Annotated in this window: 12 protein-coding genes; all 12 read right to left on the reverse strand. The window is 46.4% G+C overall.

The annotated features are described in order from the left end of the window. Window positions 1-189 precede the first annotated feature (189 nt). The gene (locus AC1DOV_RS29560; protein ID WP_477528017.1) at window positions 190-1,806 is read right to left on the reverse strand and encodes an ABC transporter substrate-binding protein; all 1,617 of its coding nucleotides are present in this window, start codon (window positions 1,804-1,806) and stop codon (window positions 190-192) included. Window positions 1,807-1,881: 75 nt separating this feature from the next. Then, window positions 1,882-2,793, reverse strand: coding sequence for a carbohydrate ABC transporter permease (locus AC1DOV_RS29565; protein ID WP_076270355.1), 912 nt, complete (start codon window positions 2,791-2,793; stop codon window positions 1,882-1,884). Between the two features lie 12 nt (window positions 2,794-2,805). Then, the gene (locus AC1DOV_RS29570) at window positions 2,806-3,726 is read right to left on the reverse strand and encodes an ABC transporter permease (protein WP_076270425.1); all 921 of its coding nucleotides are present in this window, start codon (window positions 3,724-3,726) and stop codon (window positions 2,806-2,808) included. Between the two features lie 72 nt (window positions 3,727-3,798). Further along, window positions 3,799-6,606 carry a beta-galactosidase gene (locus AC1DOV_RS29575; RefSeq protein ID WP_477551756.1) on the reverse strand — a complete coding sequence of 936 codons (2,808 nt, stop codon included), beginning with the start codon at window positions 6,604-6,606 and terminating at the stop codon, window positions 3,799-3,801. 284 nt (window positions 6,607-6,890) lie between these two features. After that, window positions 6,891-7,952: a LacI family DNA-binding transcriptional regulator gene (locus AC1DOV_RS29580; protein ID WP_477551771.1), complete on the reverse strand. Its 1,062-nt coding sequence runs from the start codon at window positions 7,950-7,952 to the stop codon at window positions 6,891-6,893. A gap of 169 nt (window positions 7,953-8,121) precedes the next feature. Continuing rightward, window positions 8,122-9,342, reverse strand: coding sequence for an MFS transporter (locus AC1DOV_RS29585; RefSeq protein WP_477551757.1), 1,221 nt, complete (start codon window positions 9,340-9,342; stop codon window positions 8,122-8,124). A gap of 1,724 nt (window positions 9,343-11,066) precedes the next feature. Then, entirely contained in the window at window positions 11,067-16,622 is a 5,556-nt protein-coding gene (locus tag AC1DOV_RS29590; RefSeq protein ID WP_477551758.1) for a X2-like carbohydrate binding domain-containing protein, read from the reverse strand. A 76-nt stretch (window positions 16,623-16,698) separates the two neighbouring features. Next, window positions 16,699-18,372: an extracellular solute-binding protein gene (locus AC1DOV_RS29595; RefSeq protein WP_477551759.1), complete on the reverse strand. Its 1,674-nt coding sequence runs from the start codon at window positions 18,370-18,372 to the stop codon at window positions 16,699-16,701. 107 nt (window positions 18,373-18,479) lie between these two features. Next, window positions 18,480-19,400 (reverse strand): carbohydrate ABC transporter permease, encoded by a 921-nt coding sequence (locus tag AC1DOV_RS29600; protein WP_441913403.1) that lies wholly within the window; start codon window positions 19,398-19,400, stop codon window positions 18,480-18,482. A gap of 15 nt (window positions 19,401-19,415) precedes the next feature. Continuing rightward, complete coding sequence (locus AC1DOV_RS29605; RefSeq protein ID WP_477551772.1) at window positions 19,416-20,369, reverse strand: ABC transporter permease; 954 nt, start codon at window positions 20,367-20,369, stop codon at window positions 19,416-19,418. 243 nt (window positions 20,370-20,612) lie between these two features. Further along, window positions 20,613-22,253: an extracellular solute-binding protein gene (locus AC1DOV_RS29610; protein WP_477551760.1), complete on the reverse strand. Its 1,641-nt coding sequence runs from the start codon at window positions 22,251-22,253 to the stop codon at window positions 20,613-20,615. Between the two features lie 36 nt (window positions 22,254-22,289). Continuing rightward, window positions 22,290-24,590: an AraC family transcriptional regulator gene (locus tag AC1DOV_RS29615; RefSeq protein ID WP_477551761.1), complete on the reverse strand. Its 2,301-nt coding sequence runs from the start codon at window positions 24,588-24,590 to the stop codon at window positions 22,290-22,292. Window positions 24,591-24,645: the final 55 nt, after the last annotated feature.

Here is a 24,645-nt window from a genome sequence, read left to right on the forward strand (position 1 = left end):
GGTTATAGATTAATTGTAGCATTATTAATGAAAGCGCTACTTTACTGAGGTTAACCAAGCATACCCCGCCAATTGATTATAATTGACCAAAAGGACGCTTTTCTCTTAAAGGTGTTGAAAAAAGCGCAACAGGAGCCCCGCACTTTCGTGCTTGGAAACCCCTATTGCGCTTCGCAAACTATCTATTCGTTAACCTTCGATCAGCTTCTTGTATGCATCCATTTGGCGCTGCAATTCTGCAAGCACCTTGTCGTAGCCAGCTGTTTTCAGCTTGCTGCGGAATTGCTCTACGGCTTGAGCCGGGTCTCCTGCTTTACCATACGTAATCGCAGGCCCCATCTCGCCCGAAACCTGTGTAATCGCCGTTAATTCAGCTTCTACCGGCGTTTTATCAAATACAAATTGGCCATAAGGGTAAGGTTTTTTGATTTTGTCATATTCCGCGTACAATGTTTCTTCGAGCTGATCCCAAGTTGTTACGCTCGGAATTTCGAATTTGTCGACACGTCCACCCCAGAAATCCGAATAAAAGGAATCCTTAGCCTCGTTATAAGCTGCTGGCTGTTGGCGTTTGCCGTCTTTCACTTCGTATTGAACGCCTTCCAAACCGTAGTTGATCAAATGATAAATTTGCTCGTCATTGCGAATTAAATCATAAGCCATTAGAGCGCGCTCAGGGTTTTTGCTGTGCGCTCCAAGCGATGTTCCTCCGTGCGTGATGGAGAGCTCCGTCAAGTTATTGCCGCCTGTACGAGCAAATGGGAACATTTGCAGCTCAGAGCCTGGTTGATCCTTATCCATATTAACGCGCAGCCCGCCAAACGTTTGTGTATGATGCTGATCTAGTCCCGACAATCCAGCGCGCAGCGCGGAGCGGTTGTCGTTTTTGTTGTTCAGCACATCCTCACGCCAGTAGCCTTTATCTGCCCATTCCTTCATTAACGTTGCGAAATTAAGGAATGTGTCTTCGAATACAGGGCTCACTACCGTATATTTCTCTTCAAATGATTTGGTCGTGTACACTGGCAAATAGCCCGTTGAAATTGGAAGCTCTAATTGATCCGTATAGGACGCTGCATATCCGCCAAATGTGCTTGTTGCTGCAACAGCATCCCAAGGAATAACGCCTTCTTTGTTATCTTTAATATATTGCAGGTATTTGCCAATGCCTTCCCAGTCTTTAATTGGATCCGTTATGCCTGCTTCCTTCGCCCAATCTCCACGGTAGAAGAAGCCATGGTTAACCCACTGTGTGTAATCATTTTCTGGAATCAAAACGATATTTCCTTTATATTTGCTCTCTGACCAGTCCTCTTCAGGAATTGAATTCCAGGTTTGCGGCGCATATTGCGGCAATAAATCATTCAAATTCATAAACGCACCACGCTGTGCATTGCCCCATGTATCAAGCCAGTCCGTACCAATCGTAATCAAATCCACCGCTTCGCCGGATGCCAGCAGCAGATTGTATTTCGTCTGCCAATCTGCCCACTCGACCCATTTCCACTCCAGCTCGGCGTTGATTTTTTCCTTCATCAGTTTATTAACCTCAGCCAGCACCTTCTCGAACTGGCCGTTTTTCGGCTTATCGCCAAGTACGACATAGCTGATTTTTACGAATTTGGAGGTATCAGCTGCTTTATTGCCATCATCCGTGTTCGTGCTCCCCTTATTGCCGTTTTCCGTGTTCGTACTCCCTTTATTGCCGCTTTCCTTTTTATCTCCGTTGCTGCCGGAACAGGCCGCAAGGCTGATGATCATCATTACAGCGATTAGCAGAGCGGAAATCTTCTTGACGTTCGACATCTCACTTCTCCCCTTTGTTTTCATGATTCGGGCTTCGCCCTTTATGTGAAGAGACCCTTGCAGGCCTGCGGCACATCAGCCTTTTACAGCACCCACTGTAATTCCCTTAATAAAATACCGTTGCACGAATGGGTAGAACAAAATGACAGGGCCGGTCGCAACCACCGCGGTAGCCATCTTCATCGATTCCAGCGGCATATCACGAAGCTGCACATTGGATGCAGCGGACGAATTGCGGATAAAGTCAGCGCTGGTTACGACATTGTACAAAAACAGCTGAAGCGGCCTGTATTTCATATCCGCCGAGAGGAACAGCATCGAGTTGTACCACTCATTCCAGTAACCAAGAGCGATAAACAGCCCGATGGTTGCTAACGCCGGCGTAGTCATTGGCAAAATCAGCTTCAGAAAAATGGTAAAGTCGCCTGCTCCATCGATCTTTGCTGATTCGGTAATGGCATGCGGGATTGAACGAACGAAGCTTTTCATCATGATGATGAGAAATGGACTAAGCAGTCCCGGAAGAAGGATAGCAAGATAATTGTCCTTCAGCGTCAAATATTGCGTCATCAGCAAGTAAAAGGGCACAAGGCCGCCGGAGAACAGCGTTGTGAAATAAATGAAAAACGAAATGCCATTTCGATAGCCGAAGTCAGGGCGCTGCAGCGCATAACCCGTCATCGCCACGAGAAAGAGACCAAAGACCGTTCCAACAATGGTGATTCCCATCGTGACAAGGTAGGAACCAATAATGAGATCAGGGTTTTCGAACACGATTTTGTAGGCAAAGGTGCTAAAATCGCGCGGCCACAAGTTGAAGCCGTACTTCTTGATCGTGCCTTCTGCTGTCAGTGAGGTGCCAAGCACGAGCAAGAAGGGTAATAAACAGCATATCGAAAAACATGTAATGAAAAGATAACCAAAACCTTTGACGATGATGCCACTTATGTCTGTCCGAATGCTGCGTGATTCATCCCTATTTTCCATATGTGACACCTCCTAAAATAACGAGTTTTCAGGCGAGGCCTTCTTCACAAGCCAGTTGGCTGTTAAGACGACTACAAAACCGAACAAGGATTGATATAAGCTTACTGCGCTGCCAAGAGAGAAGTTGAAGTTTGTCATCAGGGCACGGAATACGTAAGTCTCGATAATATCCGTTGTTGGATATAAGGCTGTGTTGTTTGCGCCTACTAAGTTGAAAAACAAACCGAAGTTGCCTTTAAGAATACCGCCGAGCGAGAACAGCATCAAGATGATGAAGGTTGGCTTTAGCCAAGGAAGCACGATGTAAATAATGCGTTGGAAGGCGTTGGCGCCGTCAATTTCGGATGCTTCGATAATTTCGTTGTCCAGCCCCATGATGGCTGCAAAATAAATGATCGAACCGTATCCAGTGGACTGCCATAGGTAGGTGAGTACGATGATAAACGGCCATATTTTCGGATCAGAATAGGTTTTGACAGGCTCCATGCCTAACGATTCCAGCAAGCTGTTCAATAAGCCGTAGTCATAGCTCAAGATGTTGTAGGCGATAAGCCCGATTAGAACGGCAGATATAAAGTGAGGTAAAAACATAAGCGTTTGCGTTATCTTCTTGAACCATTTGCGCCGAATCTCATTTAGTAGAATAGCTACAAAAATTTGCATGACATTTCCCAGCACGATGAATACCAAATTGTAAGCTACCGTATTAAATGAGAGCCGCCATAGATCACCATTCATGACGAGAAAACGAAAGTTGTCAAATGCAACAAACGGGCTTTTGAATATGCCATCGGAGTAGTTGTAGTTAATAAAAGCTAGATACAAGCCGGGCATCGGCAAGTAAGCAAATATAAGAAAGAAAGCGATGGCCGGCAAACACATGATTAATAACGTTTTGTTATTCCAAAATCGTCTAAGCTTGCCGCTGCTCATTCGCTTCTGCTTCCTTTGGGGAGCCCGCTCGACTATGGTCGTTTCCATCCTTCTTCCCCCTTGTCGTCATTGCTAGACGGATATGAATTGAATTGCTTCCAAACACCCTTGCTTCTCTTGATCAACCGCTTCCAGCAGTATCGTTAAGCTTCCTTCTCCACCCTCATACCAAGCTCCCGGCAAGTAAAAGGAATCCGGGCTTCCGCCTGACATGACAGGTCTGCTCGTTTGGCTTGGCAGCCATAGTCGCCCAACGATCCTTCCTTCCAGAAACACTGTCATTTTAAGGCTAGTGCCGGAAATCTTCGCTCTCCACCCTTTGCCTGCTTCTGAATTCACGGTAGTCGCATACAGCCATGCGGTTTCACCTGGCTCCAATGAGATGGGGAATTCAGTTGTTCCGCTTTGAGACCGCAAGCTTTCCGCATGCTCCAGAAGCGCTTCCTCCTCTGCCGCATAAACTGCAAAGTTGTCGGCCTCTTGGCCTTCATACAAGTAAACCTGCCCGGATGGTAAACCAAGCACTCTCTCAACGAATACAGTAAGCTCTACGGATTGCCCTGCCGTCACATGCTCAGAGATATTAAAGTATGGATCAAACGGATGCACCTCGCCTATTTCCTTTCCGTTTACAAAGAGCCGAGCAAGTGATTGAATGCCTTGGAAATGCAGCGTCCACGAGTCTGCCGCTTCCGATGCACGGAATGTTTTTCGGTAGTATTCGAAAGCCGGATGATCAGGAGACATCCAGCCGCCAAAGTTAACGATCGGCCACATGCTGCTATCAGGCGACTCGATCAGCTCCTTGCGCAAAATCCGATCCGCAGCCCGGTAAACACTCCAGTTACGGCTAAGGTCTCTAACCTCTGTAATGGCTGACAGTCCTTTAATTCCCTTCATCGCATGCAATCGAAGCCCGGGAAGCCTAGCATCGTCAAAGTTCGAATGTCCCCATATCTCCACTCTGGCAAGCAGCTTTCCATCTTGTAGGCCATTGCTTAAATGAAGATAAGAACTGCCTCCCCCAGCCACTGCCGTTCCCGCGTATTCTCCTCCCGCATACAGCGACACAACATCACTGCCTGAGCAAATGAGAATACCTTTTACCGCTTTGTCTTCAGCCAGTCGAACCGTCGCTTCATACCAAGCATACCCGCGGTAAATTTCATGCTGTTCTAAGTAATCTGCTTTTCTTGAAGCGGATGGGCCTCTCTTATCCTTTTTATTCATAGGTGATGCCGCATCAAAATGATTTAGGCGCCACTCAGCAGCTGCCATTTCAGTGCGATCCGAATAATGGAGCGGCTTGCCATGATTAATGGTGTCATCAGCATCGTTTAATCCCTCTGAATAAAGCGCTTTCATTCTGTCGGTAATAAATAGCTTCAACGTATGCCCATCCGAAGTAATAATCGAACAGACGCTATCTACTTTACCTTCAAAGGCGATCCTAACCTTGCCTCCCTCTATCGTTTCCACAGTTGCATTCAGAGCTTTAATATCCACCGGCGCTGCATCTAGCAGCAATACAATTTCACCATAACCTTCTGTATGAAAAGCGAGACTTGCACCTGTATCATTTGTTTCTGCCATATATAGCTCCGCTGTCGAGCTCTCTAGTGATCCTTCTACTCCCCAATGCTGTAGAGGAACTTGAGAAGGTAACGTCAGAGACCTGCCCGATTTGAGCTTAAAGCTGCTCGCAGCTTTTGTACTTGTATCATTCTCCATCACGATGGCTAGTTCTTTATCCTGATCATCTAAATTCGTAACAAATAGGAGATTTCCGCCGCCCTTTAACTGCAGGGCATATGGGCCAACGACTCTATCGCTTTGTCCAATCAGCTTCCAATCCGTGCTTAAGCCTTGGCTTGCAGCCTCAGCGAGCGGAGTGCCGTAAGCTGCAATCATCCGTCCAAGCAGCCTGCCCTCATACGCTTCCTCGCGGATATGCCCTTCTGGAGAAATCATGCCGCCAAAATCATAATCAGAAGTCATAAACGCTAACGGCTTGCCCCAATTGTTCGTCGCATTCGTGAAGCCAAAATCCGTTCCCGATACCTGCAAGTACGGACCGAGCAGCTTGGCGCCGCAGGAGAGCAATCTACGTAGGAGGTAATGTGCCCGGTTCGTCTCCGTTACGAGCAGCGGATAACCTAGTTTAGCTAAGGTTCCACTGTAGTGAAGCACCTTGTCTTCAAATTCAGCCTCCCGATTATCTGGATAGAAATTACAGGTCGGCACCACATCCTCTGCGAGTCCCGATGCTTGCAGCAAGCCGCCCTGTCCAGCACAAGCGAAAAGCGGCACGGTTATTCCGTGATCAAGCACCATATCGCGCAGTGCACTAATATATCCTTTGGGGTCATGACAATCATAGAAATCGAGCTCATTATCCAGTTGAACACCGATTACCGTTCCGCCCTCACCTGCTTGGTTCTGCTTTAGCAAAGGCAGGATGTGATCAAACCATTTGGAAACATAGCCGATGAATTCAGCATCGTTATCGCGAAGCTTCAGTCCCTTCGTAAGCAGATAAGCCGGAAGTGCTCCACCATCCCACTCCGAGCAAATGTAGGGGCCAGGTCTTGCGACGACGTATAGTCCTACTTCGGCAGCCGTTGTCAGGAATGCGGCAATGTCACGCTCTCCGCTAAAATCCCATTCTCCTTCAGCTGTTTCATGATAGTTCCATGGAAAATACACATCGATGCTGTTATAACCAAATGCCTTCAGCTGCTCCATCCTCTCCTTCCAAAGCGCGCTTGGAATACGGAAGTAAAACAGCGAGGCACATAGCAAAATATGAGGGGTTTCCTGAATCTTCACGGCATCCGCATCAAATCGCACGGCTGCTTTCGCTCCAATGTCCATGACCATGTCAAAACCTCCAACGAATTAGACTAAAATCCCGAAATGTGTAACCCGTTTCATGTAACCCGTTACATTTTTAGATAAAAATAAATACACGTCATGACCGGGATAAACAGAACGCAATTCTGTACGGTTCGCTGATGTGTATTTATGTGCTAGCTTCTGGAAAGAAGCGATCTCGCTGTAAATGTAACGGGTTACATTATTGTAGGTGACACCTTGTTATCTTTTCACATTTTGATTGTATTCAACATTGTAAGCGTTGTCAATAATTATTTGAAAACGCAATTTTAAGCATTATTTTGCTTTGAAGGTGGAGCTGTAGACTCTCTGACAACGAGCTCCGGCCTTAATTTGGTGCTCTTATTCACTTTGTTTTTCGTAATCATTTGGTGGAGCAGCTCCGCTGCGTTCCGGCCTACCTCATAACATTTTAGAGAAATCGTCGTTAATTCTGGAATGCTGTTCGAGGCATAAGGAATATCGTCAAACCCAATCAACGATAGGTCCTGCGGCACGCGAAGCCCTGCTTTGTGAGCAACTTTCATAACGCCGATAGCCACTAAATCGTTCGCGCAAAATATAGCGGTTGGACGCTCGGGCAGCTCCAGCAGTTGATACATTAGCTTCTTACCCGCTTCAACAGAAAAACCGCCATCGCGTATCCATTCCTTGCGAGTTTGGACTCCGTTTTTCTCCATCGTTTTCACAAAACCGCGAGTACGCTGAATCGTATTGGACATGTTTTTGTACCCGCCAACAAATGCAATATCCGTATGTCCTAAGTCAATCAAATGCTGTGTCGCAAGCTCTGCGCCCTCCAGCTCATCGGCATATACACGAGTCATCCCTTCACCGGGGAGATTGCCGTTAATGAGTAGCAGCGGCACGCGTTTACTAGCTTCAACCACTTCGCTTACAAGATCTTTGCTTGGCTTAGCAAGGTTAATTCGTCCGCCTATCATCACAATACCGTCAACTTGCTTCTCCATCAGAATACTCAAATATTGCGACTCTCGCACATATTGCTCTGCTGAATCTCCGTTCGTTGATACCGTATCGCATAGAAAAAAAGTGTAGCCTTTGCTGCGCGCTTCTTGATCCAATCCTGACAAAACCTCTGGAAAAAAAGGGTTCGTAATATCTGGCAAAATAACGCCTATCATTCCTGTTTCCTTCTTAAACAAGCTTCTTGCAATGGCATTCGGCTGAAACTGATGTTTCGCAATTAACTCCATAACTCGCTCTCTGGTTGACTTTTTTACCGGAGCCGTATTATTAATGACGCGCGACACAGTGGCTACTGAGACGTTCGCTTCCCTAGCAATATCATATACAGTAACCGGCTTGATAGCAGCTCACTCCTCAGTCCAAAGTTCTATTCTTCAGTAGAATAACAGAATTTTGTTTAAATAGAAACGAACATTTCCTATTATTTACAACGAAAGCCAAGAGGAACTAGAGCGCTTTCCCCTAGACTCCGCCTGGCTTGTGCTGCCTATTTATTCACTTTTCTCCGAGTTAAGCTCGGTAGGCTGTCTTCGTTTTCCCCATCTCATGTCTCCGCTTTATCCATACGCTCACGCCAGCTGCTGCCATAATCATCCCCGTGGCGACAAAGATCCAGTGGATGCCTAAGGCTAGGCCCAACAAACCTCCGATGAGCGGACCAAGCATCGCGCCGAACTGATTCGCGCTTGTCGTTAACCCAAATGATCTGCCTCTAAACTGCTCATCTGTGCTTTGGACAACCAGCGTATTGACGATAGGCGCTATGCCAGCCATAAATAAACCGAATATAAATTGCACGATAGCGAAAAGCCATAATTGTTGTACAAAAAACTGCATGCTAATGATCGATCCCGCGCAGAGCAGGCATACGACGAGAATCCGGTAGAAGCCCTTCTTCTCACCAAGCCTCCCCCAAACCGGCGATGCCAAAATGCCTGCTATTCCGATAAGCGAGAGCACAAAACCAGCTGACAGCTCCGCTCCTTGCAGCCCCCCTTGCAGCTTGGCAATATGAAGGGTAATTAGCGGCTGTATCATATTAATCGATAGCTGAACGATAACGAGCAGCAGCAGCATACTCATGAGTGCACGATTGCGAAAAGCCATCCGATAAGTGATTGGCTTTTCTTTTTTCGTTCCGGCCGCTGCCCCTTCAGATGTGTCCGCTTTTCCTTCCCTCACCCATACAATAACCGCCACTGTCGCAGCTAAAATAATAAACGCAGCGACAACAAAGGATCTGCGAAGTCCAAATGCTTCAGCCAGCAGCCCGCCGAATAATGGTCCGAGAATACCGCCAGTCATCGTACCCGCTTGCATCATGCCTAGGCTCCAGCCAAGCTTCTCCTTCGGTGCAACTGATGCTACGATCGACATGGATGCTGGAACAAATCCACCCACAAAGCCATGCAGCATTCTCACGCCGACGAGCTGCCATGGCGTTTGCACAAAAGCGATCAGCGCATAAATAATAGCTAAGCTTAGTCCTGCTCGGATGACCATTTTCCGTTTCCCATACTTGTCTGCAAGCATCCCCCATAAGGGAGCCATCACTGCTCCGACGAGGAAAGCTGAGGAATGCACAATTCCAGCCCATAGGTTGACGGAGCTTTCCGGCACCCCCAAATCGAACAGAAATAGCGGCAGGAACGGTACGGACATCGTATAGCTTGAGCTGCAAAAAAGAACGCCGAACCATAAAATCCACATGGTACGCTTCCATGGTTCCATACTCGGCAACCTCCAGTCTGCCTTGCTTTGCAATTTCCGTGTCATTTACACTATTAACCACTATACGCCTCCTTTACCATTTGTTCAAAAACCACTATAAGGTGCAAAAACAAGAAAACCCGAGACAAACCACGTCAAATGATGGTTAACGAGGTTATTTGCGCTTAGAGGGGCAGTCTGGAAAATGGCATCTTTATACCTAGAGGGCAGCCTCTCTATTATCAGCTGCCGCCATTACATCCCCAAATAACAGAAGGGGCTGTCCCAAAAGTTAGAACCTATGCGTGCTTACAGCTCCATTTCCACCTCGAACAAACGCTGTCGCAACTCTGTAAGCACATATTTGATCTTACAGACAACAAACCTAGCCTTTTCTCTCGCTGTAAGAACCTATGCGTGTTTACTGCTCCATTTCCACCTCGAACAAACGCTGCCGCAACTCTGTAAGCACCTATTTGTTCTTACAGACAACAAACCTAGCCTTTTCTCTCGCTGTAAGAACCTATGCATGCTTACTGCTCCATTTCCACCTCGAACAAACGCTGCCGTAACTCTGTAAGCACATATTTGTTCTTACAGACAACAAACCTAGCCTTTTCTCTCGTCTTAAGAACCTATGCGTGCTTACTGCTCCATTTCCACCTCGAACAAACGCTGTCGTAACTCTGTAAGCGCATATTTGTTCTTACAGACAACAAACCTATCTTTTTCTCTCGCTATAAGAACCTATGCGTGCTTACAGCTCCATTTCCACCTCGAACAAACGCTGCCTTAACACTGTAAGCGCATATTTGTTCTTACAGACAACAAACCTTGCCTTTTCTCTGGCTGTAAGAACCTATGCGTGCTTACAGCTCCATTTCCACCTCGAACAAACGCCGCAAAAACGCTGTAAGCGCATATTTGTTCTTACAGGCAACAAACCTTGCCTTTTCTCTCGCTGTAAGAACCTATGCATGCTTACTGCTCCATTTCCACCTCGAACAAACGCCGCTGCTGCTCTGTAAGCACATATTTGTTCTTATAGACAACAAACCTAGCCTTTTCTCTCGTCTTAAGAACCTATGCGTGCTTACAGCTCCATTTCCACCTCGACCAAACGCTGCCGCAACTCTGTAAGCGCATATTTGTTCTTACAGACAACAAACCTTGCCTTTTCTCTCGCTGTAAGAACCTATGCGTGCTTACAGCTCCATTTCCACCTCGAACAAACGCCGCCGTAACTCTGTAAGCACATATTTGTTCTTACAGACAACAAACCTAGCCTTTTCTCTCGCTGTAAGAACCTATGTGTGCTTACTGATCCATTTCCACCTCGAACAAACGCCGCTGCTGCTCTGTAAGCACATATTTGTTCTTACAGACAACAAACCTAGCCTTTTCTCTCGCTGTAAGAACCTATACGTGCTTACGGCTCCATTTCCACCTCGAACAAACGCTGCCGTAACGCTGTAAGCACATATTTGTTCTTACAGACAACAAACCTAGCCTTTTCTCTCGCTGTAAGAACCTATACGTGCTTACGGCTCCATTTCCCACCTCAAACAGACGCAGAAATTCGCTCGCCTACCATTTATTTAAGCAAACATAAATAGACTAAAATAGAAAAATGGCGGCACTGGAATAAGTTCCTGTGACGCCATTTTTTCAATATTTTTATGATTTTTAATTAAATCGAAATATCTCTTCAGCGAGTTTAACTCTTTTTGGACACCCTCTCTCTACTACTTAACCGACGCCGCTAAAATATCGCCATAAGCCCAGTGCTTGCTAGCAACATCCTTCCATGGGGATGATGTTACGCCGACTAGATTGCCTCTGCCCAGCATCTTGTTGAGCATGCTGACTGCTTCTGCACGCGTCAGCGCGTTATTTGGCTTAAAGCTTCCATCCGCATAGCCATTAGTGATTCCAGCGGCTTGCACATTTAGAATAGATGCCTTCGCCCAATGAGTCGAAATATCGGTAAAACCTGCTCCAGCCTTTGGTGCAGCACCGATAAGCGTGGATATAAGCTTCGCCATTTCAGCGCGTGTCATTGCTTTTTCAGCACCAAACGTTCCATCTTCATACCCTTGCATTAAGCCCATTTTTGTTACTTTCGAAATCGCATCCTTCGCCCAATTGCCTGCGAGAACATCATTATAAGAAATGTCCGCCGCAGTTGCTTCCTGCTTCACAATTCTTGAGAGAATAACCGCCATCTCAGCACGGGTAATCTTGTTTTCCGGCCTAAATGTACCATCCTCATAACCATTCATATATGCGGCACCCAAGCTAGAATCGGCTAAGCCCTCCACATGGACGAGTGAAAAAAGACTAAATTTGTCGACTGTGAATTGAAGGCCCATCTCGCCATTGTCGTTAAACGGTACGATTATGCCCTTCAGCAGCTGCTTCGTTCCGTCGCTGTGCTCGATATATACAGCCAGGTCCTTCCAGTCTGTTTCGCTCAGCTTCACATCCTTCAAAGGCAAAATGAGGGTTACATTGCCTTTTGGCATATTCGTTTCAATGCTCATCGGACGGCCTATTATAGATGCCTCTTTATTTCCTGCAACGATCCTTAACATCGCTTCTTTATTCGCTCGACCTGCAATTTCCTGCTTCTTTGCTTCCTCCGTAACCGGTGTAAAACGAATGAATAGATCCTCCAGTGATGACCGAAGCAAGACGCTAGCCACCATTATCTTAACGTTTTCTGTCGATATGCCTAAATCAATTTTTGCATCTGCGAACACTTTATTTGCTTCCTTCGGCAGAGTGACAGAAGTTAGCGTTACTTCATCCTTCGTATCAGGAATCGTGATATTAACCAATTTGTGTCCCGCTGCTGTGACGCTGTCTACAGCTTTTTGCGCTTGATCAATAGTAATCGGCACATCATCCGTTTTCTTGCCATCCGCTTGTGTCGTACGCGTGATTACAACCTTAGCGGCATTTTCAACATCAATCGTGATAAGCTCCTTAGCTGGAGCAATTGTGGTTACAGGTGCCGATATTGGTGTTGCCGACGGCGTCGGCGCTATTGTTTCTTCCGGTGTTGCTGTTGGCGTTGCTGACGGTGTTGCCGTTGGTGATGCTGTTGCCGTTGGTGTTGCCGTTGGCGCTGTTGTTGGCGTTGCCGATGGCAACGTCGCCGCATTCACCTCAAACTTCACACCATCCACCAACATATACTCGCCGGATTTTTTAACCACCTTAATCGTATGAACGCCATTTGCTAGCCCAGATATGCTGTATACCGCTTGCTGGGTCAGTCTGCTCGCATGATGCGCGCTTACCGTTTCTTTAAATACATTGTCAACGTAGATGTCTATGTCACCTTGAGAAGCTGACTTCGGCGCAATTAATGATATGCCGGTTCCAGTGAATGAATATTCAATATAATCGCCATCCGTTTCCGTCGTGTGCAGGTCATTTTGATAATCGCCTTTGTAGGAAATGGCTAAGCTCAACACTCCATCCGGCTGTGTGGCAAGATATTCTTTTTTAACTGTAATCACACTACCCGATATCGTGTAATCACTGCCCGCCGCAAGCGTTGCAGCGCCATTCGTCACACCAAGCAGATTGCTGCCATCAATACTAAGCGTTGTCGTTACATCGGCTTGTGCCGTCTTGTCAAAGCTTGCAGCATCCGGACTAATCATATCTGCAACTCTAAACTGTAATTGGTCTAACAGCATATAATATCCGGATTTCTTAACGACCTTAATTTTATGTGTTCCTTCAGACAATCCCTCAATACTATAGACCGTCTGCCTAATTTGCCGGCTAGTATTGTACGTGCTGATCGTTTGCTTAAACACGTCATCTACATAAACATCGATATCCCCTTGCGAGGAATCTTTCTCCGTTACGATCTCAATGCCTGTTCCCTCAAACCCATATTCAAAATAATCGTTGTTCGCCTCCGTGTAATGGACATCATCCTTGTAATCGCCTAATCCACGGTTTCTGCCATGCTGCCATGCACCCTTATAAGAGATTCCGCTATCATCATTATTAATAGATACATAGCGGCCTCTAGACGTATCGCTTACAGCGATAGCCAGTATTTGCGCAGCTCCACCGCTAAAAGACAACGTCAGATTGGTCATTCCATTCGGCTTGGCCGCAAGGAATTCCTTCTTAATCGTAAGCTGGTCGCCCGACAACTGATAATCGACGCCTGCCTGCAAAGCCGCCGCACCATCAGCAATACCGCTCAAGCTGTTTCCGTTAAAGGTGAGCTTCGTCCAAATATCTGCTTGTGCATTCGCTCTTTTGTCGAAGCTTAATGCGCTTGGGACCATTGTGCTGTTCTGACCTGTCGTATCACTTACGACAATCGATAGGTTCTGTACCATTCCGTGATCAAAGCTAAAACTCAAATTCGCCATGCCGAGCGGCAATGATGCCAGATACGTCTTATTAATTGTGACTGTATCGTCCAAAACGATATAATCGCTGCCTGCCGCCAACGTCGTTGTGCCATTCGAAATACCGACAAGCGTATTTCCATTCAGCGTTAACGTTGTTGCGATATCTGCTTGCATATCTGCCTTCTTATTGAAGCTAGCTGTGACTGGGTTAATTGTGCTGTTAGCAGCAGATGAATCACTTACAGCAATCACCAGCGTCTGCGTCGCTCCACCATCAAAGGTAAAGATCAAGCTAGCAGTCCCAAGTGGCTGTGCCGCCAAATATTCCTTTTTAAGCGTCACCACATTGCCATCAACCGTATAATCCGTGCCCGCTACCAAGGCTCCTGAACCATCTGCAATACTGCTTAGGCTGCTTCCATCGACTGTTGTCGAAAGAGTAAAATCAGCCTGCTGCCCATCAGCCTTATCAAACATTCCACTGCTCGCGCTAATTAAATCCGGCACACTAATTCTCAGCTTATCGAGCAGCAGGAAGTAACCAGACTTCTTCACCGCTTTAAGCGTGTGGGTTCCGTTAGTGAGTCCTGTTATGTTGAATACTGTCTGCTGTGCCAGCCTTCCGATGTTGTAGGTGCTGATCGTTCGCTGGAATACGTTGTCCACATAGATGTCTATTTCACCTTGTGAAGGATCCAGCTCGGTAATGAATTCAATGCTCGTTCCCGTAAACGTATACTCAAAATAATCGTTGTTGTTCGCCTCCGCATAATGCACATCATCCATATAATCGCCAAGCCCGCGGTTATAGCTGCGGTTCCAGCCGCCTGTATAGACAATAGACGGATGATCATCATTGATGGAAACCGACCCGCCTACAGATGTATCCCTTACGACTAAGGAAACATGCTGCTCCGCACCTGCACTGAATGAGAAGGTTAAAGCCGTCGTTCCCATAGGAAGCCCCGCTAGATACTCCTTCTTAATCGTCAGCTGGCTTCCCGATACGGTGTAGTCTGTGCCGATTGCCAAAGCGTTTCCTTCATGCGCAGCGCCCGTTAATTCATTGCCGTTTAACGAGGTCGTCAGCGTAATATCAGCTTGAGTGGACAGCTTCTTATCAAAGCTCACTGTTGCAGGAGTAACCCTGCTATCCCTTATTGTCGTGTCGGTTACGGTTATGGCAAAGGTCTGTGATGCCCCGCCGCTAAACGCAAACGTTAAATTCGTGATGCCTGCCTGTCTTGCTGCTAGGTACTCTTTTTTAATCGTAACGGTATCACCTGATACGGTGTAATCCGTACCAGACACCAGTACCGTTCCATTGTTAGTGATACTATTCAGTGTATTCCCGTTCAGCGTCATTACCGTCGCAGCATCAGCCTGCTCCGAAGCCTTCTTATTGAAGCTTGCCGCAGATGGGCTAATACTGCTGTTTTGCGCTGTGTTATCCCTTACATCAATAATGAGATTTTGCTTGTCTCCGACTAGCTCCTGCCCGCTGTTGCGAACCCAATGGCCAGAATATTTCATTCCGGTATCGTCGTCATTAGCAGCTGCTGTTCCATCCTGTACCACTACCTTGAACAACCTCGAAGCATGCGAAGCCAAATTTTCATCACTGTATCCAGTCGCAAATGAGCCCAAATCCTCATGGCTCCAAAGATCACGGACAGTGGCTGGACCGGTGATGCCAATATCACTCCAATTCACGTTAACCGTCGCAGCAGAACTGCCGAGATTAAAGAATCCAACCGTATAGCTTCCATCACCATTATTCGCATACCACACCTGCTGCTCCGTCGCTGTCGATACAGGATGCCCTGGCCTGCCAGCCTGATTGACCGCGATTACTTCTTCATTAGTCAACAGCTCGATGCCGTAATCGTCCAAATTTGTCATGTCATTGCCGATGTATAATTGTGCCGATGAAATCGCCCAGAACGACATCGCCGACTTCCGCTCGTCCTTTGTGATGCCATCCATTGTTCCATTTCCGATATTCAATGAATCAAAATCATTCCAGCCACCTGGACCTGCATGACGCCAGAACTGCTCTGCTTTCGGGAATAGTCTAGCGATATTAGGCCAAGCCGTTAAACCTCCGTTGCCGCAGTAGCATTCGATATCCCAGTCCACACGCCATCCATTTGCATACTGCTTCCAGTAATCGATGTATTTGATATCAAGCGCCCAGGAAAGCTCCAGCCAAATTTGGTGGGGGGCCAGCGCCTGCGACCAAGCCTTTACATCGTCACGCGCATCCAGCGAAAGGTCAGAAATGCCTGAGCCTGGCGTCACGCTGTCAAATTTCAAAAAGTCGATGCCCCATTCTCCATAAAGATCAGCAATTGAATTTATGTAGCTCTGCGCGCATGGCTGGTTGAAATCTATTTTGTAGCCGAGCCCCCAATAATCCGACTCCTGTATCGGCTGAGCCGCGATGTCCTTCATCGAGCAGCTGGGAGCGCCATAGATCGGCAGATCCTGATCATAAGCTTGCGGCGATAAACCGGGAATGCCATACAAGCCGATCTTTTGCCCATTCGCATGGACGTAATCGATCACCTCTTGAAAGCCATTTGGATATAAAGTTGTACTTGGGATTGGCCGCCCATACTCGTCCATTCCGCCATTCCATGCCGCATCGATATTAATATACTCGTAGCCATAAGGCTGAAGCTTCTCATGCATTGCATCCGATTGCGCTTTAATATTGTCTGCGTTAATCCACTGACCATTGCCCGTATAAACCTGCAAGCTGTAGCTGCTCCAGCCCATATATGGCTTCGCAGCTAATCCATTATTCGCCGCCTCCGCAACATTTGTTTTTGGTATCACAATTCCCAGCTGCGCTGTAATCATCACAACGATTAGCAGCCACAAACGTGATTTCTTCATTATTTGCGTCATTATTTAGCTCCTTTGTTTATGAAATAGGATCAGGCTTTTATCTCGCAATAAAGAACCTGATCCTTTGAATTCACTATTATTTAAATGATTGGTCGTACGCTTTTTGCAAAATTTCAAGATAACGATCGATTTTCAGATCCTTGAGTCCCTTCACGTAACCGTCCCAATCCTTCTCAAGCGATTTGTTTCCGGTAATGAATTGAAGCGCATTTTGCTCAATAAACGACTTAATGTTTGTTTGCAAAATGCTTGCCTCATCGATTTCCGCTGAATCAATCCAAATCGCCCACAATGGGAAAAGCTCCTTCGGCTCATGGCCTTGGTACAGTAGCGTCGCTTGATACAGTCTGCGCTCATAGTTGGCGGAATCATAAATATCCGTACCTTGAACCCAGCTGTCTCGGTATTCTCTCGGCATGTAGAAATGAGCTGTTCCGCTCCAACCTGCATTACGAGGGGCTTCTCCTTCAACCGCAGGAATCGTTGCTACCTTCGGTGTAACGCCTTCTCCAAGCGCTACTTCGCCTTCCTTCGGCTTTCTCCAGTCGATGCCTTCCATGCCGGAAGCGCCGTTCGTTTGTCCTTCTTCTGAAAACATGTAATCCACCAATTTAATAAGCGCAATTTTTTGTTCTTCAGATGCTTTATTCGTGATTACAAATTTTGCTCCCGGCGCAACGCCGCCGCCATCATGAGTCGCGAACGAGCCCTGTGGTCCTGTAAGCGGAGGTACGGGGTTGTAATCAGCTGAGTTTTTGTTGCCTACATCGATATTTACGAAGATAGCAGGATGCATGCCGGCGCCGGCGCCCAAAATTTGAGCATCGCCATTTTCGCCAATCTTTTTGAAAGCTTCCGCATTTTGTGCAAAGGCGCCCGGATCGATTAAACCTTCATCGTATAACGATTTAATATACGTTAAGCCTTCTCTCCATTCCGGCTTAAGCGCAGCCGACTCTACTTTGCCATTGGTTAGATTCAAGTAATTGCGGTCATCGTCATAGACAAAACCATTCATGAGGAATGGAATGACGCGTACGCCAAAATCCTCGATTGAACCGCTGAGCGGCACTTCATCAGCAATGCCATTGCCGTTTGGATCTTGTGTTTTGAATGCTTTCAATACAGCCTTAAACTCTTCAGGCGTTTTTGGCATTTCCAGCTGCAATTTATCCAGCCATTTCGTATTCAACCACATTTTGTTCGGATACGAGCAGTGGAAGCACTGGCTGTAAGCGACAAGTCCGTAAATATTGCCATCGGGTGCCGTGTTGAACGCTCTTAAGTCAGAGTTATTTTCCATAGCTGCTTTAATGTTTGGCGCATATTGCTCGATCAGATCGTTCAGAGGCACCAACACCCCTTGTTTTCCATACTTCACAACATCAGCCTGCGTGAATTGATCAATATAACCAGGAAGCATATACGCATCCGGGTAATCTCCGCTTGCTAATGAGATTTGACGTTTTTCCTTCGCGCCATCCGGAGGTGTCGTTTCAAATTTAAGTTTTATGTTGAATTTCTCTTCTACAAATTTGGTGAATTTATTCGTAGCCATATCGATATTTGGCTCTTGTACCGCAAATATCGTAATTTCAACCGGTGCGGTTGCTCCCGTCTCTTCCGATTGTGCCTTTGGCGTATTTGTTGCCTTATTCGTGTTGGAAGTTCCTTTATTATTCGAGCACGCGGCAAGCACCAAGCTGATCATCAGCATGATTGCGAGCAAACTTACGAGTCTCTTTTTCAAATGTATCGCTCCCTTTTTCGATTTGTGCCATACTTTTGCATTGCAATTACACTACAAATGAACCACCTCCTCTCAAGCAAACCAGCGTAGTTTCTGCCTCTTTCCGGTTAGCCTTTGACTGAGCCAACAAGCATCCCTTGTACGAAATAACGCTGTACGAAAGGATAAATAATAAGAACTGGCAGCGTAGCTACTACGATCAGTGAATACTTAAGCAGCTCTGACAGCTGCTGCCTTTCCACTTGCTTCAAGGCATCCGTTACGCTTGCGCTGTTGTTCATAATGATGATGCTCCGCAGAACGAGCTGAAGCGGAAACAGCTTCGCTGATTTGAGATAGATTAAGGCATCAAAGTAGGCATTCCATTGACCTACGCCGTACATTAGGAAAAGCACCGCAAGAATGGGCTTGGATAACGGAATAACCACGCTTCGCATAAATCTGATGTCGCTGCAGCCATCGATCTCGCTTGCTTCAAACAATTCATCTGGAATGGACGACTGGAAGAAGGAGCGTGCAATAATCACCTGCCATACCCAAACCGCATTCGGAATGAGCAGCGCCCACCGCGAATCGATCATGCCAAACTCCTTCACCACCATGTACGTTGGAATCAAACCGCCGCTGAAGAGCATGGTGAACGTAATGAGCATCATAATGACGCTGCGGCCAAAAAAGGATTTACGCGACATCGGATACGCAATCATGACCGTAAGCGCTACGCTGATCAACGTTCCTGCTGCAGTATAGAATAGCGAGTTCCCGTACCCTCTCATAATTTCCGGCGTATCGAACAGAACCTTAAAGCCCTTAAAGGAAATATCAACGGGCCACAGCCAAACACGGCCGGAAGTAACGGCTGCCGGGCTACTGATCGAGCTGCTGATAATATAAATGAGCGGATAAATAACCGCGATCAACACAACCGCCAATATGGCATAAATAATGAACAAAAAAATCTTATCGCCTGTTGAATCCTTAATCGTTTGTCTGATTGGTGCCTGCGATGCTATCTTCGTTGATGCCATAGGCGCACTCCCCTTTTACCAAATGCTTGATTTCATAAACCGTTTGGCCAAACCGTTAACCGTGAACAGCAGCAAGAGATTGATGAATGAATTAAACAAGCCTACTGCTGTAGCGAAGCTGTAATTGGCATTTAAGAGCCCAATTTTGTACACGTATGTGGCGATTATTTCGGAATTAACGATATTGAGCTGATTTTGCAGCAAATAAATTTTCTCAAAGCCAATCGCCATTACGCTGCCTACATTTAAAATGAGAATGATCGTAATGGTCGGCAAAATACCCGGCAAATCAACGTGGACGATTTTCTGAAATCGTGATGCGCCATCCACTTTGGCAGCCTCATAAAGCGTAGGATCGATGCCCGCAAGCGCCGCCAAATAAATGACCGCGGAATAACCAGCCGTCTGCCAAATATCCGACCAAACAAAGATCGATCGGAACATGCTGGCTTCGCCAAGGAAGTTGACCGATTCCATTCCGAAGTAGTTCAAAGCCACATTCACAAAGCCAAGCCGCGGCGCCAGAAACATCATAATGATCGATACCATAACGACTGTAGATATGAAATAAGGAGCGAAGGTGACCAGCTGTACAAGCCGTTTGAAACGGCCATTTCGTACTTCATTAAGCATCAATGCCAAAATAATTGGAATCGGAAACCCCGCGAGCAATAAATAACCGCTGACGTATATGGTGTTCTTGACCAGCGTCCAGAACATCGGATTTTCAAAGAAAAGCCTGAAGTTTTTGAGCCCGACCCATTCGCTGCCCCAAATGCCTTTAATGACGTTGTAATCCTTAAAGGCAAGCACCGCATTCAGCATCGGGTAATATTTAAAAATAAGAAAAAACAATACAGGCGGTATAATGATAAGGTACAGCTGCCAATGCTTCTTGAAGCTTCTGCTCGCTTCATCCGCAAGGCTGCGCTTGCTCTTTTGCTTCAACAGCTTGTTATTCAATACAATCTCTTTTTCCAGAACAATCCCCCCTAGGTAGCTAATGGCCGATGAAATGACAGCGCTTTCTATACGATGATCATAGTAGAAATCCACATTATCCAAACAGGTACATTTGCGTCTTTTAACGTACAATAACCCCTGTTTTCAGGGGGCAAATCGCCGCAGCGGCGTACAATTTTCAGGATTGCTGCTTATAAACGCCAAAAAAACCCGACTGCCCCAAGCAGTCGGGTTCTTGCTTATGCATTTCTAGTGCATAGGTTTGTTTTGGTCATATGCTTTTTGCATGATTTCAATAAAACGATCAACCTGCATATTCTCCAGTCCGCTTACGTAAGTATCCCAATCCCTATCCAAATCCAAGTTGCCGGTAATAAATTGAAGCATGCTTTGATCAATATAATTCATCAAATTTGTGCTCAGCATACCGACTTCATCAGCTTGTGCCGAATCAAGCCAAATGTTCCACACCGGAAACATTTCATCTGGCTCATGTCCCTCATACAGCAGAGTCGCTTCAATAAGCCTCCGCTCATAGCCGTCGGGCGCATATATGTCTTTGCTTGCGACCCAGCTGTCTCGATAATCTCTTGGCATATAGAAATGAGCCATCCCGCTCCAGCCGGTGTTCTTTTGCTCTGTGCTTTCGATGGGGATCAGCGTTGCAAATTTGGGCTCCAGCCCTTCACCAAGCGCCACCTCACCAGCTACCGGCTTTCGCCAGCCTACGCCTTCAAGACCTGATTGCGCTAGGGTTTGTCCTTCCGGCGTGTACATGTAGTCAACCATTCGAATTAAGGCAATTTGCGCTTCTTTGCTCGCCTTATTCGTAATGACAAATTTAGCTCCCGGTGATATGCCGCCGCTGGCAAAGGTAGCATAGGAAGCATACGGCCCCGCAAGCGGCGGCAGCGGTGCATAATCCTTCGTTCGCTCACTCACGAAGATAGCAGGATGCATGGCTGCAGCTGCGCCGAGAATATCAGCATTTGCATTGTCTCCAGCTTTTTTTAGCGCCTCAGCATTTTGAATAAAGGCTCCCGGATCAATTAAGCCCTCGTCATAAAGTGACTTAATATAGGCAATCCCTTCCTTCCATTGCGGCTTATTGGCCGCTGTATCCACCTTCCCATTATTCATATATAAATAATTGCGGTCGTCATCATAAATGAAGCCATTCATCAAATAAGGAACAATATGAACGCCAAAATCTTCCGTCGAGCCGCTCAGCGCAACTTCATCCAACAAACCATTTCCGTTCGGGTCGTTTTGCTTGAACGCTCTCAGCATCTCTTTGAATTCGTCTGTCGTTTTGGGCATATCAAGCCCTAACCGCTGAAGCCACTTCGTGTTTACCCACATTTTGTTTGGATAGGAGCAGTGGAAGCATTCGCTATAAGCAACAAGCCCATAAATATTGCCATCAGGAGCTGTATTCAAAGCTTTAAGCTTCGGATCTTTCTCCATCGCGGCTTTAATGTTCGGCGCATATTGCTCTATGAGCTCATTTAACGGCAGAAATACGCTTTGCTTGCCATACTTCAACAAATCGGATTGTGTGAACTGGTCAATGTAGGCCGTTAAAATATAAGCATCAGGAAAATCGCCGCTTGCAAGTGAAATTTGCCGTTTCTCCTTCGCGCCGTCCATCGAAATAATGTCCCAATTAAATTTGACATTAAATTTATTTTCAAGCAGCCTCGTAAAATCATTTGTTTTCAAATCGATGCTGGTATCCTGCTGGGCGAAAACATTAATCTCGACCGGCTTGTCTATGGAAGCCAGCGAGGCTGCATCCGTATGAGCTGGCTCATTGCTCTGAGAGCATGCAGCAAGAAGTAAAACTACAAGAAGTATAAGCGCAGATAGGCCTACGATTCTTTTCTTCACTCTAACCCTCTCCTTATCGGTAACTGCGCTGAACGCTTACACTTCGATCGATTGTCGATATGAGCTTGGCGCAACGCCCATGACTCGCTTAAAGGCTCTGCGGAACGAATGAGAGCTGTTGTACCCGACGCGAGCAGCAATTTCATCAACGGTATAAGCGTTCGTCCGTAATAAGGAGGAAGCCTGCTCTATACGAATCATCTCCAAATAGTCAGAGACATTAATATCCGTAACCTCTTTAAACAATTGCGAAATGTATTTCTCCGGCCGCTCCACCCGCTCTGCAATGCGGTATAAGGTCATCTCAGAGTCGCCATAAGCCTCAGCAATAAACCGCTTGATTTCCTCGACGGTTTGAATATGAGCATGATTTTTTTTGCTGTTGATGACGCTGCATAATGCTTCTACAATTTCGATGATCTCCTCCTGTATAGCCGACATTGGATTAGAAGCTTGAATGCCGATGATTTGATTTTTCAACGCATGCAGCATATCGGATTCCATGAACGTTTTCTGGTCCAGCAGCTTAAGCAGCGTACCCTTCAGCTCGCCGATCAGCTGCTGCTTCATCTCGATAGAAAGCTGCTTATTTTCCATATTAATATTCATAACCGAATGAACCATCCGCCTTGCCTCATCCGAATCTCCCGCACGAATGGTGCTAATCAAGCGCTGCTCAATGTCCATTGGATAATAATATGTCGCTGTTTCAAGCCTAGAGTCCGTAAACCATACGAAGCTCTTTTTGCTATTAAATTCAGCATACTCGATCGTTTGCTTCGCCTGCTCATAGGAATGGCTGACGTCAAGAATAGTCGTGAACGCATCTCCGAATGCTGCAGTGACCGAAATCTTATACTCCCTATAAGCGATATCGGACAGCTTCTCAAGAATATGACTCATTCGCAGCTTAGCTGCTTCGACTCCATACTCCCCTTCCATGGACGTTATAATCGTCACAATTCGATCCGAGCCAAGATCCGTCATATGCAGCTGGCTGTCCAGATCGATTAACGCCTTTTTCAAAATGAGCCTTGCTGCATACAGCTCGTTCAGTATTTCTACGTTGTCCATGCCAGAATATCCATTAATCTGCAAAATACCGACATAACCCTCATTCGTATCAAACCTCGTATCCGCCTGTACAGCCGCTGCCGTAATTTCCTCAGTGGTGTGAAACTCCCCAGCAATTAACCGTTTTAAGAAACCATCTCTAACTAAAGGAAGCTGCCGTTTTAATTCCGTCTCCAGGTGGCGATTGCTCGTAATGATGCTCGATATGTTGCCCTGCAAAAAATCATATTCGTTTCGGCCCGTGATGCCATCCTTGCCGAACTGCTCCTTCATCACCGTAAGCAGCCTATTTATTGGTGCGCTGTTTCGGTAGGACAGGAGCAGACCAGCCAGCAGGCCGAGAAGCAAAGCGATGCCTGTCACCAGCCAAGTAATATGTTTAATTTGATTTGCGTTTTCCATCAGCACCTGCTTTGAAATACCCGCTCGATAGGTCCAACCATTTTTTTCGGAGTGAATCGTAATGACAAGATCATTATTATAAAATTGACTAACTTTGTCTTGGATGAGGCGTGAATCCGAAGATAGCAGCTTGGCATTTTCCTCGCTAATTCCGCGCAGTCCAACTGTATTCCCTTGCGCATCGCTAATATGAGCCCAGCCGCCGTAACGATCCTCTACTCCCGCGAGCAGGCTAGATATGTTTTCTTCATCAATCATGACGACCACAGTGGCAGGTGATGAGCCGCTAAAGCTGTCCAAAGGGAGCGACTGCATATACGTAACGACGGAGGATTGTTTGGCATTGCTAGTAAAGGAGCTGAGAGGCATAATTTCACTTCGGTGAGTTTTGTCCAGTACTGTTTCCTTCCATTCCGCGAGCGTAAGATCGTTATAATGAAAGTTCTGATAATAATGTTCGGGACGGAAATAGGCGGAGCCCTGTGTAAAGATCACATCATAGTTATTTAAGTAGATGAAATAGTTTTGCAAAAAATCATTAGTCTGGCTAAACGGCGTTACCTGTCTCACCATGCTCCAAATGCCATAAACGTTGACGATGTCGCCTTTTTTCTGCTCATTCATTAATTTATTTAAATCAGGATTCAAAGCGAGCTGCCTTGTGAAGCCCTCAACCTCAACCATCCTTCTCTCCAAAATATCCTGGCTCCGCTGCAGCAATGTGACGCTATTCTCAATGGAAATGGATTGTGTCACCGAGATTGAAGTACGATAGGAAACGTAACCCGCTATGCTTGGAATGACCAAAATAATAAGATATGAAATGAGAAATTTCCGAAAAATGGTTGAATACTTTGGCACGGTCAACCCACCTCCCTTGATTGTTAGCGCTTTCATAACAGTGGCAGTACAGAAG

Source organism: Paenibacillus sp. 01T47, assembly GCF_056398245.1.

What these genes read in the sequence shown, in the direction of transcription:
- AC1DOV_RS29590 (WP_477551758.1), bottom strand. Translation starts at nt 16,622, where the DNA reads ATGACGCAAATAATGAAGAAATCACGTTTGTGGCTGCTAATCGTTGTG.
- AC1DOV_RS29560 (WP_477528017.1), bottom strand. Translation starts at nt 1,806, where the DNA reads ATGTCGAACGTCAAGAAGATTTCCGCTCTGCTAATCGCTGTAATGATG.
- AC1DOV_RS29565 (WP_076270355.1), bottom strand. Translation starts at nt 2,793, where the DNA reads ATGGAAAATAGGGATGAATCACGCAGCATTCGGACAGACATAAGTGGC.
- AC1DOV_RS29600 (WP_441913403.1), bottom strand. Translation starts at nt 19,400, where the DNA reads ATGGCATCAACGAAGATAGCATCGCAGGCACCAATCAGACAAACGATT.
- AC1DOV_RS29585 (WP_477551757.1), bottom strand. Translation starts at nt 9,342, where the DNA reads ATGGAACCATGGAAGCGTACCATGTGGATTTTATGGTTCGGCGTTCTT.
- AC1DOV_RS29575 (WP_477551756.1), bottom strand. Translation starts at nt 6,606, where the DNA reads ATGGTCATGGACATTGGAGCGAAAGCAGCCGTGCGATTTGATGCGGAT.
- AC1DOV_RS29570 (WP_076270425.1), bottom strand. Translation starts at nt 3,726, where the DNA reads ATGAGCAGCGGCAAGCTTAGACGATTTTGGAATAACAAAACGTTATTA.